A 23,069-nucleotide genomic window follows, 5' to 3' on the forward strand; every position below is an offset into this window, starting at 1 on the left:
AAATACTTTATGGCAGGGGCAGAAGGACTTGAACCCTCAACCAACGGTTTTGGAGACCGCTACTCTACCAATTGAGCTATACCCCTAGATACATATATATAGGATGTTCTTCGCTACGCTCAGAACTAAGCGATTCACTCATATTCTCTCTTCGCTTACAGCGCGCGATAATATGGTTCTCTGCTTATGGTGCGGGAGACAGGAATTGAACCTGCACGCCTCGCGGCGCTAGATCCTAAGTCTAGTGCGTCTGCCAGTTCCGCCACTCCCGCGTCCCAGAATCAATACTATACCAGCTGATTCGATTATTGTCAACTGTGATTACAACAATTTTCATTTTAGAAAAAAAAGCATGTTTAATCTTAACCCCTAAAAGTATATAATATTCATAGAAATGTTTAGTATTGCGGGAGGTATCATAATGAATATTTTAGCTATTAATGGCAGCCCTAGGAAAAGTCGAAACACAGTCACTCTGCTGAATAAAGCGCTGGAAGGAGCAGCTTCACAGGGAGCTACAACGGAACTTATCCATTTGTATGACCTCTGTTATAAGGGTTGCATCAGTTGTTTTGCATGTAAACTAATAGGCGGAAAAAGCTACGGGAAATGTGCTTACCAGGATGAGCTGACCCCGGTCCTTGAAAAGATAGAACATGCGGATGCCGTTATCCTAGGTTCACCTATTTATTTCGGAAATGTCACTGGAGAATTGAGATCGCTCATGGAACGTATGGCCTTTCAGTACCTGGTATACGATGAAAATCACTCGTCACTTGTCCTTAAGAAAAAACCAATAGGGTTTATTTATACAATGAATATCAAAGAAGATATGCTACAGGATTGGGGATATGATCGTCTTTTTCTGACAAACGAAAAGACATTTGCCAGAATTTTTGGAGCCTCGGAATCGTTGATTGTTACCGATACCTATCAATTTAGTGATTACTCCAAATATATCACTTCAGCTTTTGATGAAACTGCCAAAGCGAAACGCCATCAAGACATATTCCCGCAAGACTGTGAAAAAGCCTTCGAAATGGGAGTTAGATTTGCAACAAAACCTATTTCAGAGCTTTCCAGGAGCTAATGCTGTTAAGCCTACTTATCTCTGATCTGTTACGATTAACCTGATACCTATTCCTACAAATATTGTTCCTGTTAACCAGCGAAAATATTGATATACATTTTGTTTAACGATCAGCCATTGTCTTATGAGGCTTGAAGCTTGCGCATATATACTAAGTACTATCAATCCTAATATGAAGAAGATCACTCCATATAGCAGCATCGTATAAGCAGCATAATCACTACTAGAATCAATAAATTGAGGAAAAAAACTCACAAAGAAGATGGCTGTCTTCGGGTTTAACGCTGCCGTAAGAAATCCCTTGACAAATAAATCCCGATTCGTTTTATCCGCTTGTATTTCACTACTGTCAACTACCTTGTCATTCTTGCGAATGATTTGAATTCCAGTATATAACATATATAATGCACCGCAAATTTTAACAACACCGTATGCTGTTGCCGATGTTTGCAGGATCACCGTTAGGCCTAATACTGCAGCTATCGCGTACAAAAGATCACCTAAGCTTGCTCCGCAAGCGGAAATCATAGCTGCTTTTTTACCCTGTGTTATTCCGCGTGTAATCACGTACAAGGTATTGGGTCCAGGCATTATCACCAGAATAAACGATGCCATTACAAACAACAAGAGACTATGCAAGTCTATATTCATCAATCTACCTCCAACATTCACAGGCTACTACTTTATATTATAGAAGCCTTTATTACCAAAAGCTATGAAAATACCCATCACTTACTTTTTCAGTAAATGATATAGTCCCACAATCGTTTTATCAAATTAAGATATAGCGTAAATGGAATCCCATCCTTACTTATATACACAGTAGACAATACCTTAAGATTATGAAACTAAGGAATTGCATGTGCTCTCAGCCCATAAGATGCAAATAGAACTATTATTCCTGCAATCACCCGCCCTGCAGGATGCGCGTACTTTTTTTCGGTATCATACAAAGCAGACGCTATTGCAATAATCACCAAAACAGCATACGCTTCCATCTGCTTACTTACCAAACCGAAAATACAAGCAATCGCAAAGGTTATGCTCCAGGCTGGAATTCTTATTTTGTAAGACACCCATGAAAGTATTATCAGCTAGCTATATTTACCAGTTATTATAATTCTTCATATGGGCATAATACTTCTGGAGGTGATACTATGAAAAACGAAAGCCGTAACAAAAATAACGAACAGTGCCGTAATGAGAGGAACCAAAAGAACCTTGAGTTCGCCCGTGAGTTATCTAACGTAGAAGATCGCCGTAATGAGAAAGATTGCGGTGGTGGCTGCGGTGGCAAACGGTAACGTTCTTAAATAGTTTAATCTCCCGTCTTCTCATTTCCCTTCCCCTCTAACGGCGGCTACTGTCGCCGTTTTTTAGTTGGTAGGAATAGAGTCTTACTTTCCCAAATGAGGAGATGGATGCTCCTATGTAATAAAAAAACACGGCGCCTGCGTCCGTGCTTACAATTGCCACATGCCAAAGGATAATTCCTAGGCATGTGGCAATTGTATGTAAATATACCTTGCTATATTTTATATCCTGATTAAGATTTATAACTATCAGGTTTCTCTAAAGGCTTGGTCGGATATGGAGAAAATTCAATATGCATTTTTGGTATCTCATCAAGACCGATTTTGGCATCAGTTATAACAAGGTTTAGCACATGTCCGCCTTTTTGAGCATCGTCAGAAAGAAAATGCAGATGATAACCGGCGGCATTGGTATTACCCATATATGCTGGCAGCCAAAAGCCTACTAATCGGCCTGATACATTAGCGTATTCAAAAACGCTCTGTTCGCTAACTGCAGCTGAAAGCAGTGGATAGGGCGGCTCATAGGGGCCAACACTGCGCACTTTGATGGATTTGAAAGTCCCTTTAATAATAATTGCATAAGGTAAATCATTACGTTTGCGAAGTTGGTCAAGTTCCTTCTTCAGTAAATCCAGGCTAAGCTCCGTAGCTTCAATCGTTTTCGTTATATCGGCAGAAAAATATTTTACTGCGTAAAACGGAGTTTGAACATTATCATTTTCAACAGTGACCTTACCATCCCTCGCCGCCTTATAAACTTTTCCATCTAATACAATCATTTCGCCATCAAGGCCGGCAAAAGTTCCTAATCCCATAGTTCCCTGTTGCTTTATTTTTCCAACAGTGGCTACGCCATCATAATTTCCAGCGAGAAGCGCCTCAATTGTCGCTCCTTGATAGATGGTTTCTTTATCTACCGCAGGATTGGCCAAAGCCAGCGAACTGCCTAATACAATAAAGCATAACATTAAAATTATTTTTTTCATCGACACAAGCCCTCCACCAATTTAGTATCTTCCACTTGTTAAAGCCTGCAGGTACTGTACTCCTTTCTACCTTATAACGTTAATTATACCATTATATTCTAACTATTTACACTGTCAAAATCCTTTTTTCTCCATATACACACTAACCAATTCTCATTTCCTGGCTCTATCCAATGCCATCAAACCTTATTACGTTCGTCTGGTTTCGCCAAGCCTAGGTTAATATGGCAGTACCCTCCCGGGGTCTTTTCCAGATATCTTTGATGATATTCCTCTGCCGGGAAAAAGCGTCCCACCGCTTCAACTTCTACTACAATTGGCTCAGGATAATGCGGTTGCATTTTATTTATAAAATTGCTGATTACTGCCTTGTCTTCCGCCTCTGCGTAGTACGCACCTGTCCGATACTGTGTACCTTGATCAGGCCCTTGGCGATTTAGCGTAGTCGGATCAATAATCCGAAAAAAATGTTCTAATAATTTCGGTAAGGACAAGCTCCTTTCATCATAAGTAACTTCACAGACCTCAGTATAGCCTGTGGTTCCTGTGCATACCTGCTGATATGTGGGCCGGTCTGTAGTGCCTTGTCCATAGCCTACTTTTGTATTTAGAACCCCATTGAGTTGCATAAAGTAAGCTTCCACGCCCCAGAAACAACCTCCTGCAAGCCATATCTTCTTCATAACGAGCAGCCCTCCTAATTGAATGAAGTTCACTTTATCTTTTATGCTTCCCTATTTTTAATAAACTACTTACCATCGTGCTAAACGTTCCATGGCGCAGAGAGGAATTATTGGGAAATTTTATTTTATGGTGTCTCACTCTTAATAGCATCTATTTGTTTTTGCATTTCCTGGATCTGTTTTTTGATTTCTAAACTATCCTTATTTTCATTTTTCTTCTCTTGCAAGGAACTGAGATATTCTCCTTGCGAAGCTATAACTAAGATAATGCAACCGATTCCAACAATAAAATTTCCAAGAACATTTTGCTCGTCAGGTGTTTTATCATGAGCTATAACTGTTCCCAAAACCGCGGAAATTAGCCCAAGCTCATTTGCTCCGATATCTTTAAATTCAGACACTATGTTTTCACCTCAGTTTAAATATATGATAAGAAATAGTACTTATTCGATTCGTCTACTAGAGCATCTCTTATTACTCTGAACTACGCCAATACCTTCCTATACGGATTTGCGAGTTAATAGCATATTCATAGTCCTACTTGTATCAATTAGACAACTAAAACTGACTTACCTGGCTCTGGTAGAAAACAGAATTAGTAAATATTGACACAAAATAGAATAAAATGGTAAAATATAGATGAATTTAAGCGTACCAAATTAAAACGGGAGTCAAGATGAGTGTGGATTTACTGGCGCGGGCATGGCAAAGTCAGCGATAAATTTTATTGGTCAGCCACTTGTTGTTACGAATACATCAGGCGGGGCGGCTACTATCGCTGGAGTGAGCTTGCCGAGGCCAATGCGGATGGCTATACTATTGGTATTTTGGACCGCAAGCTTTTAGTCAAGTGGATGGCCGATAATGCTCGATTTACGAAAATCGTAAAAGATACTGGAATTGCCAGGCGTATAGCGACGCATAAGAACTGAATAAGATTTGGAGGCTATTTAACTATGGAAGAAAAGTCGATATGTATTTCTGAAGTACCCTTCAAGCCAATTACAATAATTGTGCCTACTACTGCCGGTGGAAGCCCAGATTTGACGGTACGGCTTATGGAGAAAGCGGCAATCAAACATCTTGGACAACCACTGATTGTCGCGAATATACCTGGTAAGGAAGCCACTGTGGATAAGAATAAGCTAGCTGATACCAATCCGGATGGCTACACTATCAGCGCAATTGCTACCGATATCGCTTTGCAGCCGCTCTATGGCTCGGTAGAATATTATTATTCGACAATGCTGGAACCACTTGCCCAGATTAGTTCTTTGCCGGTAGTAGCAGCGGTCCTGGCAGAAAATCCGTGGCAAAATATTAATGAATTAGTGAATTTCGCCAAAGAACATTCTGGGGAAATAAACTATGGCCACACGGGCATAGGCACGCCAAATCATGTTGTAGGCGAATTGTTTGCAAAAGAGGCAGGAATTACTATTACTCCGGTTCCATTTAATGAAGGATCAGAAGCAATTCAGGCTCTAGTTGACGGGCATATACAACTTGTGTTTACCGACCTTTCTCAAGTAAAGCACCTTGTAGAAAGCGGGAAAACCAAAGTGTTGTCCATTGCGACAGAACAACGTCTGGCTGATCCTCTGTTCAAGGCTGTGCCGACTTTTAAGGAACAGGATCTAGCTGTAGTATTTAGTCTTTGGCTTGGAGTTGGAGCCCCGAAAGGGCTGTCGAAAGATGTGAAAGAGAAATTAGTCGAAAGAATTAAGCTAATCGCTCATGATGAGGTTATTAAAAAAGATTTGGGGAATCTTGGGATAACTATTGAATACCTCGGATCACAAGAGTTTGATGAAAAGTGGAATAGTGAAACTGAGCACCTTCCAAAAGCAGTAAAAGAAACTGAAATTGCCGAACTTATAGCCGCGAAGTGAACGTGTTTCAGCATAGCTGAAACATGGGCAGAATTTATGTATAATATCTAAATAGCCTAATAGCTTAAATGGTGGCCATTTCGTGTGGTCACCATTTTAAGCTATTTTTATCAAAAAGTTATTATAAGTTGTTTTAATTTCTCAGGTTACCGCTAGATAGGATAATTGGAGGTATAACCTATTTGTTAAGATTGTGTAAAGCTACCGTTAAGCTTTGGCAAAGCATCTTTCACCCGCCGCGCAAATTATGTTACTATCAAACCAAAAACTAGGAGTGGGCAACTATGAAGATACTTTGGCAAGCAATACTCACCTACTACACTACCTAACAGGAATTGCTAACCATTGCTCACCTCGTACCCGTATCATACTCTCTACTATTATTCGTAAATTTGGGCTATGAATTGTATTTTCGGAGGAATTATCTTGACTACATTTGCTTCTTATCGTACCAAAGTCCTTCATCTATATAAAACCGCAAATAAACAAACAAGTGAGATGAAGAGTTTCATGGAATTAAAGAATATTCTCGAACAAAGCGATATCCGGATAGTATTTCAGCCGGTAGTATCCTTAACAAATGCAGAAATCATCGGCTATGAAGCATTAAGCAGAGGTCCTAAAAACTCCATGCTGGAGCGGCCTGATGCCCTTTTTTCAACAGCGGCAAAATATGATCTTGTCTGGGAATTAGAGTATTTATGCCGTCGGGCAACCTTGGAAAAAGCAAAAGACCTTGCTCCTTCTAAGATGGTTTTTATAAATGTAGATCCCAAAATCATCAATGACCCTCGCTTTCAAAAAGGACAAACACAGGATATGCTCTGCCAATTTCAGGCTAACACCGGTAATATTATTTTTGAAATCACGGAAAAAACGGCGATTGATGATTACAAAGGCTTCTGCTGTATTCTGGACAATTATACAAGTCAAGGCTATAAAATAGCCATCGATGATACCGGCTCAGGGTACTCAGGCCTTAGAACCCTAGCCGAGATCCGCCCTAATTTTATAAAGGTAGATATGGAATTAGTGCGCGATATTGACAAAGATAACCTCAAACAAGCCATGCTAAAGGCGTTATACGACTTCTCTGTAAGCACAAATAGCAAAATTATTGCCGAGGGAATTGAAACACAGGATGAATTAGCTGCTTTAATCAGTATTGGTATTCCGTACGGGCAGGGTTTTTTGTTGCAAAAACCACTACCGGAATTCAGTGAGATTCCCGGCTCAATTAAACAAATCATCGTAGAACTAAATAAGCGCAAAAAACGCGAGCTTTATCATACTTCCATGACGCTGCCGGTCGGAGAAATCGCCCAGCAGGAGCAAGCTTTCCCCTCTTCAACAGTCGGTAATGTAGCACTTGATTATTTTAGCCAACACCCTGCCTGCCAGGGAATTACCATTGTTGATAATGAGCGTCCAGTCGGGCTGCTGATGAAAAGTAAATTTTTAGCTAACCTGGCTACACAATATGGTATTGCGCTCTATATGAATAGATCGATTCGCGCCCATATGGATAAAAATCCGCTAATTGTCGCTTATGATACGCCAATAGAGGTGGTTTCAAAATCAGCTTTATCACGCAAAGACGATGATATCTATGACTATATAATAATAACCAAGCAAGACAAATACTTTGGTACTGTCACTATAAAAAAAATCCTGGAAAAAACCACACAATTAGAACTTAACCGCGCAAAACATGCGAACCCGCTGACAGGATTACCCGGCAACTTAATTATTGAAGGAGAATTAGATAAACTCCTTAAGGAAAATTCGGGCAACTATGCCGTATTGTATTTTGACCTGGATAATTTTAAGGCCTACAATGACGTCTATGGGTTTGAACGCGGCGATAAAGTGATCTGCTTTACCGCCGAAGTCATACAACAGGATTTACATAGCTATTACAATAGAGAATCCTTTCTGGGACATATCGGCGGTGATGATTTCATTGCTATAACCCGCGGTAATGATGTCACAGAGCTATGTGAGCGCATAATTTCTGATTTTAATCGTCATATTGTAGAATACTATAACCACGAAGACTGTAATAGAGGCTATATATGCACCAAAAACAGGCATGGTATACATGAAGACTTTCCTATTATGTCTTTGTCTATCGCAGTTGTTACTGACAAACAGAGGAATTATGCAAATATCCTCGAAATAGTAGAAACCGCAAGCCAACTGAAGAAGCAATGCAAACTTAATTGGCAAAGTTGTTATTGTATCAAATAAAGCTACTCTCTTATCGGTGTTAACAAAGACTTAACAGTAAATTAACCAAAACTATCCAGCAGCTACTTATAATGGACATGTACATAATCAAATTCAAAGGAGGTAACAAAATGAACAGGAAAATCAAATGGTTTAGCTTGTCTGCTGTAATTATTGCTCTAATTGCTGTTATGCTTGTATCTGCTTTCCCGCAGCAGCAGACAGCTAGCGCCGGTGTCAGCAATGGGTACACCGGCAAGCAGGCCAAGTATGTATTCTTCTTTATTGGTGACGGCATGGGCATGCCGCAAATAAATGCTGCTGAAATTTTTAAAGGTACGCTCGAAAGCGATAATAAGATGCACAAAGGCAAGCTCGGTTTTACCGCATTCCCGCATCAGGGTATGCAGACCACGCATTCGAACAACACCTTTATCACCGAATCAGCAGCAGCCGGAACAGCTTTAGCTACCGGACAAAAAACCAACAACGACATTCTTGGCATGGATGCCACAAAAACTGTAAAGCTTAAAACCATGGCTGAACTGGCCAAAGAAAAGGGTATGAAGGTCGGCATTGTATCCAATGTATCCATTGACCATGCTACACCGGGCGCATTCTACGCCCATGAGCCTACCCGCAAGAACTATTATGAAATTGGCCTGGCACTGGCTAACAGTGGCTTCGATTATTTTGCCGGGGGTGGTCTATTAGCCCCTACCGGTCCCAAAAAAGATAAAACAAGTGTATTTGAGATTGCAAAAAATAATGGCTATAAACTGGTTACTACGCAAGCAGAATTTAACAACCTGAGCAAACAGGACGGCAAGGTATTCGCCATTGCTCCAGAACTGGCTGCTGAAGCCGCAATGCCTTATGATATTGACCGCAATCCCAACCAAGTTACCTTGGCTGATTTTACCAAAAAAGGTATCGAGCTGTTGGACAACTCTCAGGGCTTCTTTATGATGGTAGAAGGCGGCAAAATTGACTGGTCCTGTCATGCCAATGATGCGGCAACAACGGTTCGCGATGTACTTGCCTTTGATGACGCAATTAACGAGGCTCTCAAATTCTATGCCAAACATCCTAATGAAACGCTCATTATCGTGACTGGCGACCATGAAACCGGTGGTATGACAATTGGTTTTGCCGGTACAGACTATGAAACCTTTTTCAGCAAAATCGATAAACAAGCCACTTCCTTTGAAGCCTTTGACAAAAAAATCAAAACCTATCGGGCAACCGTCGATGCACAGTATGCCAGCCTGAATGACTGGCTGCCTATTCTTGCGGACGAGTTCGGTTTGACTGATTTGACAGAATATGATAAAACCCGCCTGAGCGCTGCCTTGGCTGCCAGCATGGTTGATCCGAAAAAGCGGGTCAAAGATCCCAACACTGCTTTGCTCTATGGTACCTATGAACCATTTAGTGTTACAATTACCCACATACTCAACCAAAAGGCCGGTATCGGCTGGACGACTTACGCCCATACCGGTGTAGCTATACCCGTATTTGCACAAGGCATTGGCGGCGAACTATTCCAGGGCTACTATGATAATACCGATATCGCCAAAAAAACCATGAACATTATGGGTGTAAAACAACAATAAAAAAACTGCAGTAAACCTTTAGGCCAACCGGGCGGAGTATCCCCGCCCGGTTGGCCTAAACTAGGTAAGAAAGGATGCCTGTTATGCCTTATTCCCGGAATACAGATAAACCCTTTGTGCTCGTTATCGCAATACTCTGTATCCTATTGTATTTCCTGCCAACCGGGTTTCCGACACAAGACGACGATTATATTCGCAGTAAAGCCAGGGTAACTGCGGTCGATAACCAAGCCATACATCAGCGTGGCGTTGTCCAGACCGGAGTGCAAGCGGTAACCTTGCAGGTTGTGGGAGGTGAGTTTGCCGGTCAGGAAATCCAGGCCACCAATACACTGTTTGGAAAGCTGGAATTGGACAAAGTGTTTCAGCCTGGTGATACCGCCTTAGTCGTTATCAAGGGACAAGACGGCCGGATTATCGCGGCTAATTTAATTGATCACTATCGGGTTGATAAGGAAATGCTCCTGTTTGGTCTATTTATACTTGTGCTGTTTTGGTTTGCCCGCTGGACTGGCGTAAAAGCCGTACTTTCCTTTGTTTTTACCATCCTGGTTTTATGGAAGGTACTCTGGCCGCTGTTTCTGAAAGGCTGGGACCCCATTATTCTTTCATTACTAGTTATTTGTGTTATTGTCGGCTGTGTTACTTTTTTGGTAACAGGGCTTGGCCGTACCGGCTTAGTTTCTTTTCTGGGAACCATGTGCGGTGCAATTGCCGCTTGTTTGCTGGCTATTTTGTTTGGCCAACTATTTAAAGTGCATGGCGCGGTTATTCCGTTTGCCGAAACCTTACTGCATGTTGGGTTTAGTCATCTTGATCTTACTAAAATTTTCCTAGCCGGGATCTTTGTGGCCTCTTCAGGAGCCATGATGGATGTTGCGGTTGATATTGCAGTAGCCGTTACTGAGCTTGTTGATAAAAATCCATCAATCACCCGCAAAGCGGCAGTTGCATCTGGCATGAATGTTGGCCGGGCAGTTGTCGGTACAATGACAACAACCTTATTACTGGCATACTCTGGTTCTTTTACCGCCCTTATGATGGTATTTATGGCTCAGGGTACGCCGGTAATTAATATATTGAACCTGACCTATATCGCCGCAGAGATCCTCCATACCCTTGTTGGTAGTTTTGGTGTTGTACTTGTTGCACCCTTTACAGCATGGCTGGCTGGATGGCTGCTGATTAGACAGTAATGCACTTTTAACTAAACGATAACATACATTTAACAGCATCTCTCATTCAATTTGTTACAATGCTTCTAGAGCCTTACTTTAATCTAAGGGGTGAGTGCTATGAGTAAGAAAATATTGCTCGTGTCCGCTTCGATCGGTTCTGGTCATATCCAGGCAGCAAATGCTGTTCGGGATGAACTTAACCGTATCTCTCCGGCCACAAATGTCGCAGTCGTCGATTTTCTGGACCAGGAAATCTCCTTGGGGCATCTCATTAAAGAAACCTATCTAAAAATGCTCGACGTTCTTCCCAATGCCTATGATTTTCTCTACCGCAAGTCCCAGAAATCTCAACCTGGTACTAGTGTAAAGAATGTAACAGCACTTATTATGAAAAGGAAAATGGTAAAATTACTTTATGAGTATCACCCTGATATGTTAGTCTTTACGCATCCTTTTCCCTGCTGTGCCGCCGCTTACTTACGCCGTACCGGTCAGCTTTCCCTACCGATGGCTGCAGTCATGACTGACTTCTCCTTTCATCCTATGTGGCTGCACAAAGAAATTAATGCCTATTTTGTGGCCAATAATGAAATTCAACATGCCCTTCATGACAATGGGATTGCAAAAGACCGGATTTTTATAACCGGCATCCCTATCTCTCCTAAATTTACCCAAACTCCCCCGAACAATCGTACGAAAGACAGGAGTCTCCCTGTCATACTGATTATGGGGGGCGGCCTTGGCTTGGGAGCAATCGAAGAGGCCGTTATTAGTCTGCAATCTACAAAAACACAAGTAAAAATCATTGTTGTCGCCGGAAATAATGCTAAGCTGAGAGACAGGTTGTTAACCCTAAGAAACACGTCCTGCAACCCACTCACGGTCATGGGCTATACCGAGCGAATCAATGAGCTTATGGCAAATGCCTCGCTGCTTATTACTAAGCCTGGTGCTCTTACCTGCAGCGAAGCACTAGCCCAGGAACTCCCGTTGCTACTACTTAGTCCCCTACCGGGACAAGAAGAGGATAACGCAAACTTCCTAACCCAGCAAGGAGTTGCCCTTCGTATTTCACCTGCTCGAACACTTGCCAGTCTAGTTGATGAGCTATTATCTAAGCCGCATATCCTAGATGATATGCGTTCAAAAGCCCACGACCTGAGCAAACCAGCCGCAGCGAACCACATTGCATTGTGTCTGTCTGCCAGCATACACAATCGTACTGCCATATTCCCTGCAAGCTAGTGTCTCTTTAGGAAAAAAGTATCTAAGGAGAGAGTTATGATTACTACATTAAAAACTGTACCTACAGATGCTTGCCTTCACTTTATGCTAGCGGTAGTATCCCCCTTTCAAGGTTTCTTGGATAAACCAGGGCTAACCCATGAATTTTGCAACCAGCAAGCCCTTGCTATCATCAAGAACGATGGCCTCTGGCAATGTTCGAACTTTCTATCAAACTACATTGTCGAACTTAACTTAGGTGTGTACTGGGCGGATAAGGACTGGAAGAACGTCCACCACTATTTTGAACCTTGTTCAGGCAAAGGATTATGGCACTCCACACATGCTATCGAAAACTTTGAATTATATTATCAGTTGGCACTCTGTTCGGCAAAAAAGTATGACTTAAAAAAAGCCACATTTTTCTTAGGCGCCTCCGCCCATATACTCCAGGATTTATGTGTCCCTCACCACGCAAGAGCAAAGCTGTTTAATGGTCACAAGCAATATGAAGGCTGGGTGCAGGCGAATTATGATAAGTACGCTGTACTAACTGAGGGGTTATACTGCCAGGGACTTGAGTCTCTCATCACCAATAATGCCTGTGTCGCTGCCGAATTTTTTGATTGGGTCCGCTGCGAAGATGATATAGTCCATTACGACAAGGCGACAGAAGTTCTTCTTCCTCTGGCCCAGCGTACGACTGCAGGCTTATTTCACGCTTTTACCACAGAAATACATGACTTTTGGCAATTCGCATGAGCAGCCTCACTCCCTTAAATATATATTTATAGCTTGTACTCCCCTGTACATAAAATCCCCCTGGCATAAGTTGCCAGGGGGATTTTATTATTCACAGAAATTAATACAGCATAATTTCCTTCCATAAATTTCAAGAATCTCTTTGAATGTAAAGTCGGAAATACAATAATAATAAGGTAAATGGAGGTAATATAAATGACAGTTGCTTCTCAGGTCAAACAAACGCTAGCTACTTTAAAAGGCAGTCAAGGTACATTACGGTTATATGCGTCGCAGACCCGGAATGAAGAAACCAAGCTAGTTTACAAAGAAGCTTTGGAAACTACCGGAACAATTATCAATGACCTTGAAAGAAGAATGCAGAATTTAGAATATCAAGAGCCACAATACAAAGGGAACTAGTCAGGAGATTGAGCAATGCAGACATGGATACAGATAGTATTTAGTTCAGTTTCATTATTTTTTGCGCTACTGCTCTTGATCAGGCTGCTGGGAAAAAGAAATATCGCTCGCATGACACCCTTTAGATTCGTAAGCTATATCGTAGCAGCAGTAATTGCCGCATTACTATCCCTAAATTTAATTGCCAATCCCGCCTTCGGATTTATTGCTCTTGGTGTTTGGGTACTATTTCCAGTAGCATTGGATTATCTGTCCCTAAAAAGCAAATGGGTTCATGACATTGTTAATGGCAAGGAAACTGTACTAATTAAGCATGGAAAAATCATGGAAGAGAATCTTCTGCAAACAAGGCTGACAGGTGAGGAATTGCTGCGAGAGCTCCGCTTTAAAAATGCCTTTACTCTAGCTGATGTAGAATTTGCAGTAATGGAAGATACCGGAGATATAAATGTTTTTTTGAAATCTGACAAAACACCAGTATCCGCCCACGATTTAGGGATAAAAGTGGCTCCCCTGGCAGAACCGCAGACAGTTATACTTGATGGCAACATTATCAGTGAACCTCTGGCTTCTTTGGGATTTAACACCGAATGGCTAGGTATTCAGTTAGAAACCAGCGGAGTATCGCTAGATAATGTGTTTATCGGGCAGGTAGACTCGTCTGGTGATTTATACCTAGATCTGTTTGACGACTCTGTACAATTACCACAGCCAAAGGTTAAGGAAATGCTATATGCAAACTTCGAAAAAGTCCAGGCTGATCTCACGACCTTTGCGCTAGAGACAAAAAATGAAGCAGCTAAGCAAATGTATTCAACGCATGCAGCAGCGTTACAACAACTTTTGGAAAAGCTTAGGCCATATTTATTGCGTTAGAAGGTGAATTGCATTGTCAAGCAGTAAACGCAAAAATCTAACCCCTGTACAGCAGCAATACCAGGACTTTGCCCGCGCAAGGGAACCGCAGCGTCCACTCGTAATTAACTGTATCCGCGCCTTTATTGTAGGCGGCATTATCTGTACAATAGGTCAGGGAATACAGTTGTTTTTCAGTACCTATTTTAACTTTGACGAGAAGACAGCAGGCGATCCCACTGTTGCGATTCTGATTTTGATTTCAGTAATTCTTACAAGCCTTGGATTATATGATCATATTGCCCAATGGGGCGGTGCTGGCAGTGCCGTTCCGGTTACAGGGTTTGCCAATACAATTACCTCAGCTTCTCTTGACCACAAAAGTGAGGGGTTTGTATTAGGCGTCGGCGGAAATATGTTTAAAATCGCCGGACCAGTTATTGTATTTGGTGTCTTTTCCGCTTTTATTGTTGCGATTGTAAAAGTAATCATTACGTCGTTAGGTGGAATGTAAATGCTGCAGGGTCATCAAACATGGGTTTTCAAATCAAAACCAACCATTATTGGTTCTGCTGCAATCGGCGGACCATTTGAAGCACAGGGTAATCTGGCAGACGATTTTGACCTGCTTCATGGTGATATTTGGCTTGGGCAGGACAGTTACGAACAAGCAGAAAAAAAATTTTTGGAACAAGCTTGTGAAACTGCAATTAAAAAAGCGGGACTAAAAAAAGAGGACGTCCAGTTCTTTCTCAGTGGTGATTTAATTAACCAGATTATGCCCAGCAGCTTTACCGCCCGTACCCTTGCCGTTCCTTATTTAGGTATCTATGGAGCTTGCTCTAGTTCCATGGAAGGCCTTTCCTTAGCCTCGCTGATCATCGATAGTGGGTTCGCACAGAATGCCCTTGTTGGTACATCCAGCCATAACGCCGCCTCTGAGAAACAATACCGATATCCTACCGAGTACGGCGCACAGAAGCCTCCTACAGCCCAATGGACTGTTACAGGGGCAGGGGCGGCAGTTGTTGCCAAACAAGGAACAGGTCCACGGGTTGCAGCGTCTACGATTGGCCGGGTAGTCGACATGGGACTTTCCGACCCGTTTAATATGGGAGCAGCCATGGCTCCGGCTGCCGTTGACACCATTGAAGCTCACTTCAGGGATTTGAACATTTGCCCAACATACTATGACCTCATTACGACTGGCGACTTAGGCAAAGTAGGCCACCGTATTGCCGGAGATTTGCTTACAAAGCATGGACTTAGCATCCCTGTAGAAAAGTTGACCGACTGCGGTATTTTAATGTACAAGGAAGATCAGCCAGTTTTCGCAGGCGCCAGTGGCTGCGCCTGCGTTGCTACAACTACCTTTGGGCATCTTTTAAATCGCATGCGCCGCGGGGAGCTGAACCGGATTCTGGTTATAGCCACAGGCGCTTTGCTCTCCCCCATGTCGTACCAGCAAAAAGAAACCATACCGTGTGTGGCCCACGCAGTAGCAATAGAAATGTAAAACGGGAGGCTTATGTGGAAAAGTTTGTTTTGGCGTTTATCGTTGGCGGAACGATATGTGTAATTGGACAACTCCTTATGGATGGACTGAAACTAACGCCTGCACATACAATGGTTGCTTTAGTAGTGTCTGGCGCTGTTTTAGGCGGCTTTGGCCTATATGACGATTTAATTAAATTTGCCGGTGCAGGAGCTTCTGTTCCTATCAGCAGCTTTGGCAATCAATTGGTAAAGGGTGCCCTCCAGGAAGCAGAAAAAACCGGCCTTGTCGGCGTATTGACAGGTATTTTTAAAATCACCAGTGCCGGCATTTCAGCGGCAATTATTTTTGGATTTTTGGCGTCTTTACTATGTAAACCGAAAGGATAAAGGAGGTGAGGTAAATGACCGTAGGTACGCAAATGACACAAGCCATTGCAACTGTTCAAAATGCAGCCGCCACTATGAAGACATTCTCATTAGAGACTCAGGATCAGCAGGCAAAGCAAACCTTCGAACAGTTAGCAACTACTCTTGACAATGCTGTTGATACATTAAAGCAAAGACAAAAGCAGGTTGAGCAGCAAGAACCACAATACAAACAACAGTAACGAGATACATTGACAGTAAAAGAAGTGAGTCTGTACCAGTTTAGAGTACAGACTCACTTTTGTATATAGCGCAGCCCACCAAGTGTTCCTCTAGTTTCATGTGCCCTTTTGCTTCAAATTACATTGTTTGTAATTTGAAAAATTATAGGAAAAAGAAAAGAGCTGTCGCCCTATTTACTAGTCGTTATATTGGAGGCAGGAGGAGTATTAGAATACATTGTCATTTCAGTTAATGCAGTCATTTCCGGTGAAGCTCCACCTATTGATGAGCAATCAGTACCGTGAACATCATAGGGAACATGATAGTTAGCATGGTCTATTTTTTGTTTGTTTTTTTTCATGTCTGGTTCCTCCCCTTCTTTTATATTGGTCGTTAATAGTCGACCAATGTTAGTATCAGAAATAGTTGATCGACTTATCCGAGGAAGTTTTTGTCCCGAAAGACAGGTGAACCAGTTTTTATTTACCCAATTTGTTTCGCATCAGAATCGAAGAAAGGGCGGTTCAGAAAATCGCCCTTGGAAATATTATTATATTACAACTATTTTTTAGCTGCTAAAGCTGCCTTAATTTTTTCAGGTAATGCAGGTACAGAATAAACACGAGCACCGCATGCATTGTAGATAGCGTTAAGGATAGCTGGATGTGGAGCAGTCAGTGGGCCTTCGCCTACACCGGCAGAGCCGTACGGTCCATTTTCCCGCGGAGTAATATTGTAAATGAGTTCCATTTCATCCGGAACATCATCAATCATCGGCAGACCACAACCCGCCAAACTAGTGTGTTTCTTGAGGTCATCGAAGTCCTCGGTAAGAGCAAGTCCGATACCTTGCGCTAGAGCGCCATAGATTTGGCCGTCGCAGGTTGTCTTGTTGGTAAGCGTACCAATATCATTAACGGTTGTAAATCTAACCACTTTAGCCTTAAAGGTCTTCATATCAACTTCAACTTCAGGCATAAATACTGCGTACATGTAAATACAGAACGGGTCACCTTGACAAGTTTCAGGACTGCAGTCGGTACACATGGATGCTGCCCAAGAACCATCATAGTGAAGCGGAATGTTTTCGGCTACCATTTCCGCATAGGTGCGGAAAGTGCCGTCTGATTTTCTCATAGCGTTGACTAGCATTTCGGCAGCAACCCTTGTGGCGTTACCAGTCATTACATTTTGACGGCTACCGCCGGAAGGACCGCTGGCAGGAGTAAAGGCCATATCATTCATGACAAGCTTGATTTGGTCAGGTGTGATGCCTAGCTGACGGAGAGTTTCATGAGCATGAGTCAAAGTAGCAAGATCTGCGCCTTGACCATGGTCTTGCCATGAGTTACCGATGGTTACAGTGCCGTCTTCGTTGAGTTCTGCCCACGCATGTGAGCCGTCAGGACCATCAAGGCCGCAACCATAGACACCGAGTGCCAGACCAACGCCACGTTTCTTTTCAGGGGTTGAGAGTTCTTTACAACGCTGTTTGGCTTCTTCATATAACGGACGGAGTTTGTCGAACATTTCTTCGAAGCAGAATACTTCCGGTACTTGGCCAGTAGGAGTATTAGAGCCAGGACGGTAAATATTCTTATAGCGAAGATCAAATGGATCCATGCCAAGTTTTTCAGCCAATTCGTCTATGCAGATTTCTGAAGATAAGAACGCTTTCGGCGAGCCGTAAGCACGGAAGGCTGAGCCCCAAGCATGGTTTGTGCACACAGTATAGCCTTTACCACGAATGTTAGGGATATTATAACCAGCGCCAGTAAACTGACCTTGGCGCACGGTATTGAGGTCACCGAATTCGCTGTACGGCCCATGGTCGAGCCACCATGCGGTTTCCATTGCCAGCAGTTTACCTGTTTTATCTGCAGCAAGCTTAGTCTTCACAAGAGCAGGCGAACGTTTACCGGTATAGGTAATTTGTTGGTACATATTAAATACAAGGGAAACAGGCTTGCAGTCGCAAGCGAGGCAGGCAACGCCCAGCAATGCTTCGTTGGTCGGACTGAATTTGTAACCGAAAGTTGCGCCAGTCGGATTGGCAACAAGACGTAATTTTTCTGGTTCAATGCCGATACCAGCGACGATCATGGCATGATGCAGATGTAGTGCGATACTCTTGGAGTGAATGGTCAGACGGCCTTCCTCATCCATATATGCGCTTCCGCAGTCAGGCTCCAGTGGCAGATGCGGTTGACGGCTGCAGTAAGTCTCAACTTCTGCTGTGACAACATCAGCGCGATCCATAATAGGTTTGGTCTCTTCGCCTTTCACAACGCCTTGTTCATAGTAGATGTTAGGAGTACCAGGGTGAATTTCAATAGCTTCTGGCGCCATAGCAGCCCACCCGCTCATGTAAGCCGGCAGTATTTCAAGATCAACCTTAACGGCCTTGGCTGCCGCTCTGGCATGTTCTTCGGTATCAGCGGCAACTATGGCAACAGCGTCACCGAATTGGAATATTTTTTCATCGCACAGGATAGGACGATCCCAGCCATCCCCCTTATTGCTCGGGAAGGTAATAAGACCGGTAATACGGTTTTTACCCTTGACATCTTTGTGGGTAACAACTTTATAAACGCCAGGCATTTTTTCAGCCGCAGACGTATCAATACCTTTAATATTGGCATGCGAAACTTCGGCCTGTACTAAAGCCAGCCGTAACGTTCCTTCAGGCATTTGGAGCGCAACATCGGCACCGAAATCCCATGTACCAGTAACTTTTTGGAGAGCTGATGGGCGAATATAAGTAGTGCCATATATCTTGTTGCCCACAGGTTTGTATATCAAGTCTTCTTTGCGTATTTCGCCGCGAATTACTTGAGCGGCAGCCATTACAGCATCGACTAACGGTTTGTAGCCAGTACAACGGCAGGCATTTTTGTGTTTCTGGAACCAAGCCCGTACATCTTCTCTAGTAGGATTAGTATTTTCATCTAACAGCACTTTTGCTGATAAGATAAATCCAGGACTGCAAAATCCGCATTGTGCACAGCCATAAGCCATCCAGGCAACTTGCAGTGGATGCAGATTATCCGGAGTGCCAATCCCCTCAATTGTTGTAATGCAAGCTTCATCAGGCACTTTCTTCATTTTTAACACGCAAGACAATACTACACGACCATCCATAATAATTGAACAGGCTCCACATTGTGCTTGCTTACAGCCAACCTTGCAACCTGTCAGCATTAACTGTCCGCGGAGCACTTCAGCCAAGGAATGATCTGGATCAACAATCAATGTTCTGGCAACACCATTGATCTTCAGTATTTTCTTCTGCATTTTGTTCTCTCCTTTAACTTCTTTCTTCCGGACTTACAATTAAAGTTCTGTCTAGACCATTACTATTTAAAATCTTTTTTAGCATGCTTTGTCCTCCTTTTGGCTATCGAGTCCTTAACGACTTATTTAGTTTTTTCCAACATTGGTTGCCCTATACACGATATAGATAAAGTAAGATTGTTCATCACCTAACTGCCTTTACCAAAAGTGCAATGAGGGTATTGGCACAGATCACAATTGAGACAGTATCCCCCATGCGCCAGGTGAGTAATGTCTTTCCGGGTAATTGCTTCTCCTGCTAAAATACGAGGAACAAGCAAATCAAATATTGTTGTTTTGTGATACATCACGCAACCGGGTAAACCTAATACTGGAATATCGCCGATACGGGCAAGCATAAACATCGACCCCGGAAGTACTGGTGCTCCGTAAGAAATGACATAGCCACCGGCCTCTTTAATTCCCGCCGGGGTTACGTCATCCGGATCAACCGACATCCCGCCGGTGGTTATAATCATTTCGGCCCCTTCTTTGATTAACGTTCGGATGGACTCAGAAATCATCGTAACATTATCATCAGAAAAGATCTGCCGCAAAATTTGACTGCCTAATTCCGTTATTTTTCTCTGTATAACCGGGCCAAACTGATCTTGTATGCGCCCATGATAAACCTCGCTGCCGGTGGTAACGACTCCTACCTTTAGCGATCTTAGCGGCTTGATCTCCACGATTGGAAAAAATGCCTCACCTATTTTTTCCACATTACGTATTTTGTCAGTATTAATTACCAGCGGAACAACCCGGCTGCCGGCAACAGCATCTCCGGAGCCAACCATCTGATTTGAATGTATGGTAGCCAGCACTATTTCATCAATGTCGTTAATTTTTTCTAATGCACTGGTATTAATTTTTAACAGACCCGCCATTTTCGCTCTAAGTTCAACCTTGCCTTCCTCTGGCTCTGTCAAGGTAATACCTTGGCCGGCAGCGGCTTTAGCGATTCTAATTGCCGCGTCATTTTCATGTAAGGCATTCTCATTTACTTCCCAGACATATAGGTGCTCTTTCCCTAAATTCAGTAGTTTAGGTATGTCCTCGCGCTTTACTACATGACCTTTTTTGAATGCCCGGCCTTTTGGCTTGCCGGGAACGATCTCTGTAATGTCATGACATAATATCATACCTTCCGCTTCGTATACTGATACGGCTTTCATCCGCTCAACTCCTTATATTATGAAAGTACCTGGCATAAGCTGTACTATATTTATAGATAAAAAGGCAAAGTGCAACAACTGGCACTTTACACAATGGTTATAATTCTCAATTGAGATGTTATTTATGCTGATTCATGTATGCCACATAAAGCGCTTGTTTTTCATGCTAATCAACGGGTAACGATACATTTATGTATTTATACAAGCAAAAGAGAACTAGCCTGTATCCAAGCCAGTTCTCTTTCGTAAAGAAGAAATTAGAATCGTCGTCCTCGCTGCCAGAACCGTTATCTTCCACATGATACTCAACTCCATCAGCTTGCACTGATTGGATGTTGGCTGAATAGTTGCCCGAACCGGCAGGAGCAATAGGGTCGTCAACTGACGATTGCCATAGGTCAGCCGGATTCAACCGATCCGTCAGATTCGGAGGAGTATTGTCCCCAGTTCGGCGGTCCTGATTGCTAGTGCCGGTCTGAGTGTCTGCTTGCTCGGTGGTTTGCTGAGCCGCAGCAGCCTGTTGCGTGGCAGCTTCCACGGTAGCCTGTTTCGTCGCTTCCGCAGCAGTCTGGGCGGCGGCCAAGTCGCCCCCTCAGGTCTTTTTACGACAGCCCGGCAAAATCAGTCGGCGACAAATCTCACGGCGATCACCATATCGAGGTCATTGTCAAACGACGGCTTCTCAAACGGCGCACTGACCCGCGCCGCTTTCAGCGGGCTCGCGTCCAGGGCGCTTTTTCTCACCCGTAGCGAGTTTTCCTGGATATCTCCCACCGCGGTGATGGTAAAGGCGATGACCGGACTGCCTTTTTTCCGATACATTCCAGATGGCCCTGGATTTGTTTTGTCACTCTCGCGACGTACTGCCGCAGGATGGCTATGCCGTGGGATCATTATTGGCCCGGAGCAGGTATCAGCCGATAGGACACAAATGCCCCGCTTATTTTACTCCTTTTTGGGGTTGAAGTTATGATCGCGGATTAACTGATCCACAACGCTGTTAACATAGCTAGCGTTGATGAAACGGGTGCATTCAAATTGTCTGTCGGTGTTTTTGTGCCGCGGGCACCAGGAGAAGTCGGTATGCTCAAACTCGATGGTGCTGTCGTTCCAGCAGCCATTACAAACATGGTAATTGATAATGCGGTATGGTGTGTAAAATTCATCGCTAGGCAGGCTGAAGCCGCTGATCATAGCCACCGGCTTGCCAACCGCCCAGGCCAACCAGGACAGGCCGCTGGAGAGACCGATGAAAAAGTCGGCATGATAGAGAAGATCGACCCGCTGTGATAGCGGTAACGTCCCGGTAAAATCCTCAGCACCATGAGGGATGGTGTTCCAACGGCTGCCGGCGCCGTGGCAATTTTCCCTGTCAATGCACAGTACGCGATAACCTTTGCTCTTGAGATGTTTAATAACCTCTAGCCAACCGTTGCCGTTGTTCCAATATTTGGCCTGGCTGCTGGACTGGGTGGCAATACAAACATAGGGCTCTGCAATGGTTCTTTCCAAGTTGTGTGGCAAAATCCTAGGGCGAAGCTCTTCCACCGGCAAACCGAGCAGGTAGGGAATGGTTTTCTGCAGCCCGACGATGCGCCAGTCCACCGGCTGGTGCACACGGTCATCACAAGGAAAGAATATGCCCATGTAATAAGAAGCGTAAACTTCGGGGGGACGCTCGTCAGGACTTATGAAGTTTAGTTCCGGGTAAGCGGGGCGAAACAGATCGGCCAGTTCGGGGGCCATGGCGCAGTAAACCTCGCAATCATGTTTGTATTTAAAGGCCTGGGCATAAGGAAACCAGGCAATGATGTCGCCCAGAGTGCCAACCGGATATTTGATGAGAACTTTTTTTCCTGACAAGTTCATGTCATGGCGTAGTATCAGTTTATCGTCCAGGTAGATTTCCAGGCCAAAATTGACGTAATATTTTTTGGTGCTGGTAACCAAAACATTATCTGCGCTAGTATCATAGAGGGTGACAAAGGTATCGCGGTCGGTGATTTTGACGCGCCAGTTGCCTGACGGGACTTGGACGCGAGCTCCGTAATTAAAGTCGAACTCTAATCCGCTAACGTCAGTTTTGCAAGTGAGCGGACCGGCGTCAAAGACTACGTAGGGTTTCTTGGCTGGCTGGGAGGGTGTTCCTTCTTGCGTTTGGTTCATGAATAGTTCTTCTCTCCTTTTATCAAGCACTAGATTTATTCAACTCAATAATGTTATTGCGAGACCTTTTTTCTGAT

Annotated in this window: 26 protein-coding genes and 2 tRNA genes; 15 read left to right on the forward strand and 13 right to left on the reverse strand. The window is 43.5% G+C overall.

The window, feature by feature from the left end; genetic code table 11:
• Positions 1-10: 10 nt before the first annotated feature.
• Positions 11-86 (reverse strand) — tRNA-Trp (locus tag SALPA_RS00875).
• A 101-nt stretch (positions 87-187) separates the two neighbouring features.
• Positions 188-272 (reverse strand) — tRNA-Leu (locus SALPA_RS00880).
• A gap of 149 nt (positions 273-421) precedes the next feature.
• On the opposite strand from SALPA_RS00880, the gene SALPA_RS00885 reads away from it, so the two are divergent.
• Positions 422-1,090, forward strand: coding sequence for a flavodoxin family protein (locus SALPA_RS00885; RefSeq protein ID WP_145088571.1), 669 nt, complete (start codon positions 422-424; stop codon positions 1,088-1,090).
• Positions 1,091-1,105: 15 nt separating this feature from the next.
• Here SALPA_RS00885 and SALPA_RS00890 read toward each other — a convergent pair whose 3' ends face one another.
• Together SALPA_RS00890 and SALPA_RS29395 are read right to left on the reverse strand one after the other, a co-directional pair.
• On the reverse strand, positions 1,106-1,741 hold the full coding sequence (locus SALPA_RS00890) for a LysE family translocator (RefSeq protein ID WP_145088573.1): 636 nt from the start codon (positions 1,739-1,741) through the stop codon (positions 1,106-1,108).
• Positions 1,742-1,938: 197 nt separating this feature from the next.
• On the reverse strand, positions 1,939-2,166 hold the full coding sequence (locus SALPA_RS29395) for a hypothetical protein (RefSeq protein ID WP_222427795.1): 228 nt from the start codon (positions 2,164-2,166) through the stop codon (positions 1,939-1,941).
• Positions 2,167-2,247: 81 nt separating this feature from the next.
• Between SALPA_RS29395 and SALPA_RS28110 the strand changes: the two genes are divergently transcribed.
• Positions 2,248-2,394, forward strand: coding sequence for a hypothetical protein (locus tag SALPA_RS28110; RefSeq protein WP_186450840.1), 147 nt, complete (start codon positions 2,248-2,250; stop codon positions 2,392-2,394).
• A 242-nt stretch (positions 2,395-2,636) separates the two neighbouring features.
• Here SALPA_RS28110 and budA read toward each other — a convergent pair whose 3' ends face one another.
• From budA to SALPA_RS00905, 3 genes are all read right to left on the reverse strand, one after another.
• Positions 2,637-3,392: an acetolactate decarboxylase gene (budA, locus tag SALPA_RS00895; protein ID WP_145088575.1), complete on the reverse strand. Its 756-nt coding sequence runs from the start codon at positions 3,390-3,392 to the stop codon at positions 2,637-2,639.
• Between the two features lie 179 nt (positions 3,393-3,571).
• The gene (msrA, locus tag SALPA_RS00900; protein ID WP_145088577.1) at positions 3,572-4,075 is read right to left on the reverse strand and encodes a peptide-methionine (S)-S-oxide reductase MsrA; all 504 of its coding nucleotides are present in this window, start codon (positions 4,073-4,075) and stop codon (positions 3,572-3,574) included.
• Positions 4,076-4,200: 125 nt separating this feature from the next.
• Positions 4,201-4,476 carry a hypothetical protein gene (locus SALPA_RS00905; RefSeq protein ID WP_145088579.1) on the reverse strand — a complete coding sequence of 92 codons (276 nt, stop codon included), beginning with the start codon at positions 4,474-4,476 and terminating at the stop codon, positions 4,201-4,203.
• 279 nt (positions 4,477-4,755) lie between these two features.
• Here SALPA_RS00905 and SALPA_RS00910 point away from each other — a divergent pair, with 279 nt between their 5' ends.
• The 13 genes from SALPA_RS00910 (at position 4,756) to SALPA_RS00970 (ending at position 16,338) form a co-directional block, all read left to right on the forward strand.
• Complete coding sequence (locus tag SALPA_RS00910) at positions 4,756-5,007, forward strand: hypothetical protein (RefSeq protein WP_145088581.1); 252 nt, start codon at positions 4,756-4,758, stop codon at positions 5,005-5,007.
• Positions 5,008-5,031: 24 nt separating this feature from the next.
• Positions 5,032-5,967 carry a tripartite tricarboxylate transporter substrate binding protein gene (locus SALPA_RS00915; RefSeq protein ID WP_145088583.1) on the forward strand — a complete coding sequence of 312 codons (936 nt, stop codon included), beginning with the start codon at positions 5,032-5,034 and terminating at the stop codon, positions 5,965-5,967.
• Positions 5,968-6,393: 426 nt separating this feature from the next.
• The gene (locus SALPA_RS00920) at positions 6,394-8,217 is read left to right on the forward strand and encodes a GGDEF domain-containing protein (RefSeq protein WP_222427796.1); all 1,824 of its coding nucleotides are present in this window, start codon (positions 6,394-6,396) and stop codon (positions 8,215-8,217) included.
• Between the two features lie 110 nt (positions 8,218-8,327).
• Positions 8,328-9,812, forward strand: a complete 1,485-nt coding sequence (locus SALPA_RS00925; protein ID WP_145088585.1) for an alkaline phosphatase — start codon at positions 8,328-8,330, stop codon at positions 9,810-9,812.
• 83 nt (positions 9,813-9,895) lie between these two features.
• Positions 9,896-11,008: a YibE/F family protein gene (locus SALPA_RS00930; protein ID WP_145088587.1), complete on the forward strand. Its 1,113-nt coding sequence runs from the start codon at positions 9,896-9,898 to the stop codon at positions 11,006-11,008.
• A 99-nt stretch (positions 11,009-11,107) separates the two neighbouring features.
• Complete coding sequence (locus tag SALPA_RS00935) at positions 11,108-12,235, forward strand: glycosyltransferase (protein ID WP_145088589.1); 1,128 nt, start codon at positions 11,108-11,110, stop codon at positions 12,233-12,235.
• A 36-nt stretch (positions 12,236-12,271) separates the two neighbouring features.
• Entirely contained in the window at positions 12,272-12,976 is a 705-nt protein-coding gene (locus tag SALPA_RS00940; RefSeq protein WP_145088591.1) for a zinc dependent phospholipase C family protein, read from the forward strand.
• A 195-nt stretch (positions 12,977-13,171) separates the two neighbouring features.
• Positions 13,172-13,378, forward strand: a complete 207-nt coding sequence (locus tag SALPA_RS00945; protein ID WP_145088593.1) for a DUF1657 domain-containing protein — start codon at positions 13,172-13,174, stop codon at positions 13,376-13,378.
• Positions 13,379-13,393: 15 nt separating this feature from the next.
• Positions 13,394-14,254 carry a DUF421 domain-containing protein gene (locus SALPA_RS00950; protein ID WP_145088595.1) on the forward strand — a complete coding sequence of 287 codons (861 nt, stop codon included), beginning with the start codon at positions 13,394-13,396 and terminating at the stop codon, positions 14,252-14,254.
• Positions 14,255-14,267: 13 nt separating this feature from the next.
• Complete coding sequence (spoVAC, locus tag SALPA_RS00955) at positions 14,268-14,747, forward strand: stage V sporulation protein AC (protein WP_145088597.1); 480 nt, start codon at positions 14,268-14,270, stop codon at positions 14,745-14,747.
• Positions 14,748-15,749, forward strand: a complete 1,002-nt coding sequence (gene spoVAD / locus SALPA_RS00960; protein ID WP_145088599.1) for a stage V sporulation protein AD — start codon at positions 14,748-14,750, stop codon at positions 15,747-15,749.
• A gap of 14 nt (positions 15,750-15,763) precedes the next feature.
• Positions 15,764-16,117 carry a stage V sporulation protein AE gene (spoVAE, locus tag SALPA_RS00965; RefSeq protein ID WP_021170884.1) on the forward strand — a complete coding sequence of 118 codons (354 nt, stop codon included), beginning with the start codon at positions 15,764-15,766 and terminating at the stop codon, positions 16,115-16,117.
• A gap of 14 nt (positions 16,118-16,131) precedes the next feature.
• Entirely contained in the window at positions 16,132-16,338 is a 207-nt protein-coding gene (locus SALPA_RS00970) for a DUF1657 domain-containing protein (protein WP_145088601.1), read from the forward strand.
• A 170-nt stretch (positions 16,339-16,508) separates the two neighbouring features.
• Here SALPA_RS00970 and SALPA_RS28115 read toward each other — a convergent pair whose 3' ends face one another.
• The 6 genes from SALPA_RS28115 to SALPA_RS00995 all read right to left on the reverse strand — a co-directional run bounded on the left by SALPA_RS28115 (position 16,509) and on the right by SALPA_RS00995 (position 22,992).
• Positions 16,509-16,679 carry a hypothetical protein gene (locus SALPA_RS28115; protein WP_186450841.1) on the reverse strand — a complete coding sequence of 57 codons (171 nt, stop codon included), beginning with the start codon at positions 16,677-16,679 and terminating at the stop codon, positions 16,509-16,511.
• Positions 16,680-16,879: 200 nt separating this feature from the next.
• Positions 16,880-19,612 carry a molybdopterin-dependent aldehyde oxidoreductase gene (locus tag SALPA_RS00975; protein WP_145088603.1) on the reverse strand — a complete coding sequence of 911 codons (2,733 nt, stop codon included), beginning with the start codon at positions 19,610-19,612 and terminating at the stop codon, positions 16,880-16,882.
• A 188-nt stretch (positions 19,613-19,800) separates the two neighbouring features.
• The gene (locus SALPA_RS00980; RefSeq protein WP_145088605.1) at positions 19,801-20,826 is read right to left on the reverse strand and encodes a molybdopterin-binding protein; all 1,026 of its coding nucleotides are present in this window, start codon (positions 20,824-20,826) and stop codon (positions 19,801-19,803) included.
• 166 nt (positions 20,827-20,992) lie between these two features.
• Positions 20,993-21,409: a hypothetical protein gene (locus tag SALPA_RS00985; RefSeq protein WP_145088608.1), complete on the reverse strand. Its 417-nt coding sequence runs from the start codon at positions 21,407-21,409 to the stop codon at positions 20,993-20,995.
• 38 nt (positions 21,410-21,447) lie between these two features.
• Positions 21,448-21,648 carry a hypothetical protein gene (locus SALPA_RS00990; RefSeq protein ID WP_145088610.1) on the reverse strand — a complete coding sequence of 67 codons (201 nt, stop codon included), beginning with the start codon at positions 21,646-21,648 and terminating at the stop codon, positions 21,448-21,450.
• Between the two features lie 123 nt (positions 21,649-21,771).
• The gene (locus SALPA_RS00995) at positions 21,772-22,992 is read right to left on the reverse strand and encodes an autotransporter strand-loop-strand O-heptosyltransferase (protein WP_145088612.1); all 1,221 of its coding nucleotides are present in this window, start codon (positions 22,990-22,992) and stop codon (positions 21,772-21,774) included.
• Positions 22,993-23,069 lie beyond the last annotated feature (77 nt).

Source organism: Sporomusa sp. KB1, from assembly GCF_007830295.1.
Classification (GTDB): domain Bacteria; phylum Bacillota; class Negativicutes; order Sporomusales; family Sporomusaceae; genus Sporomusa.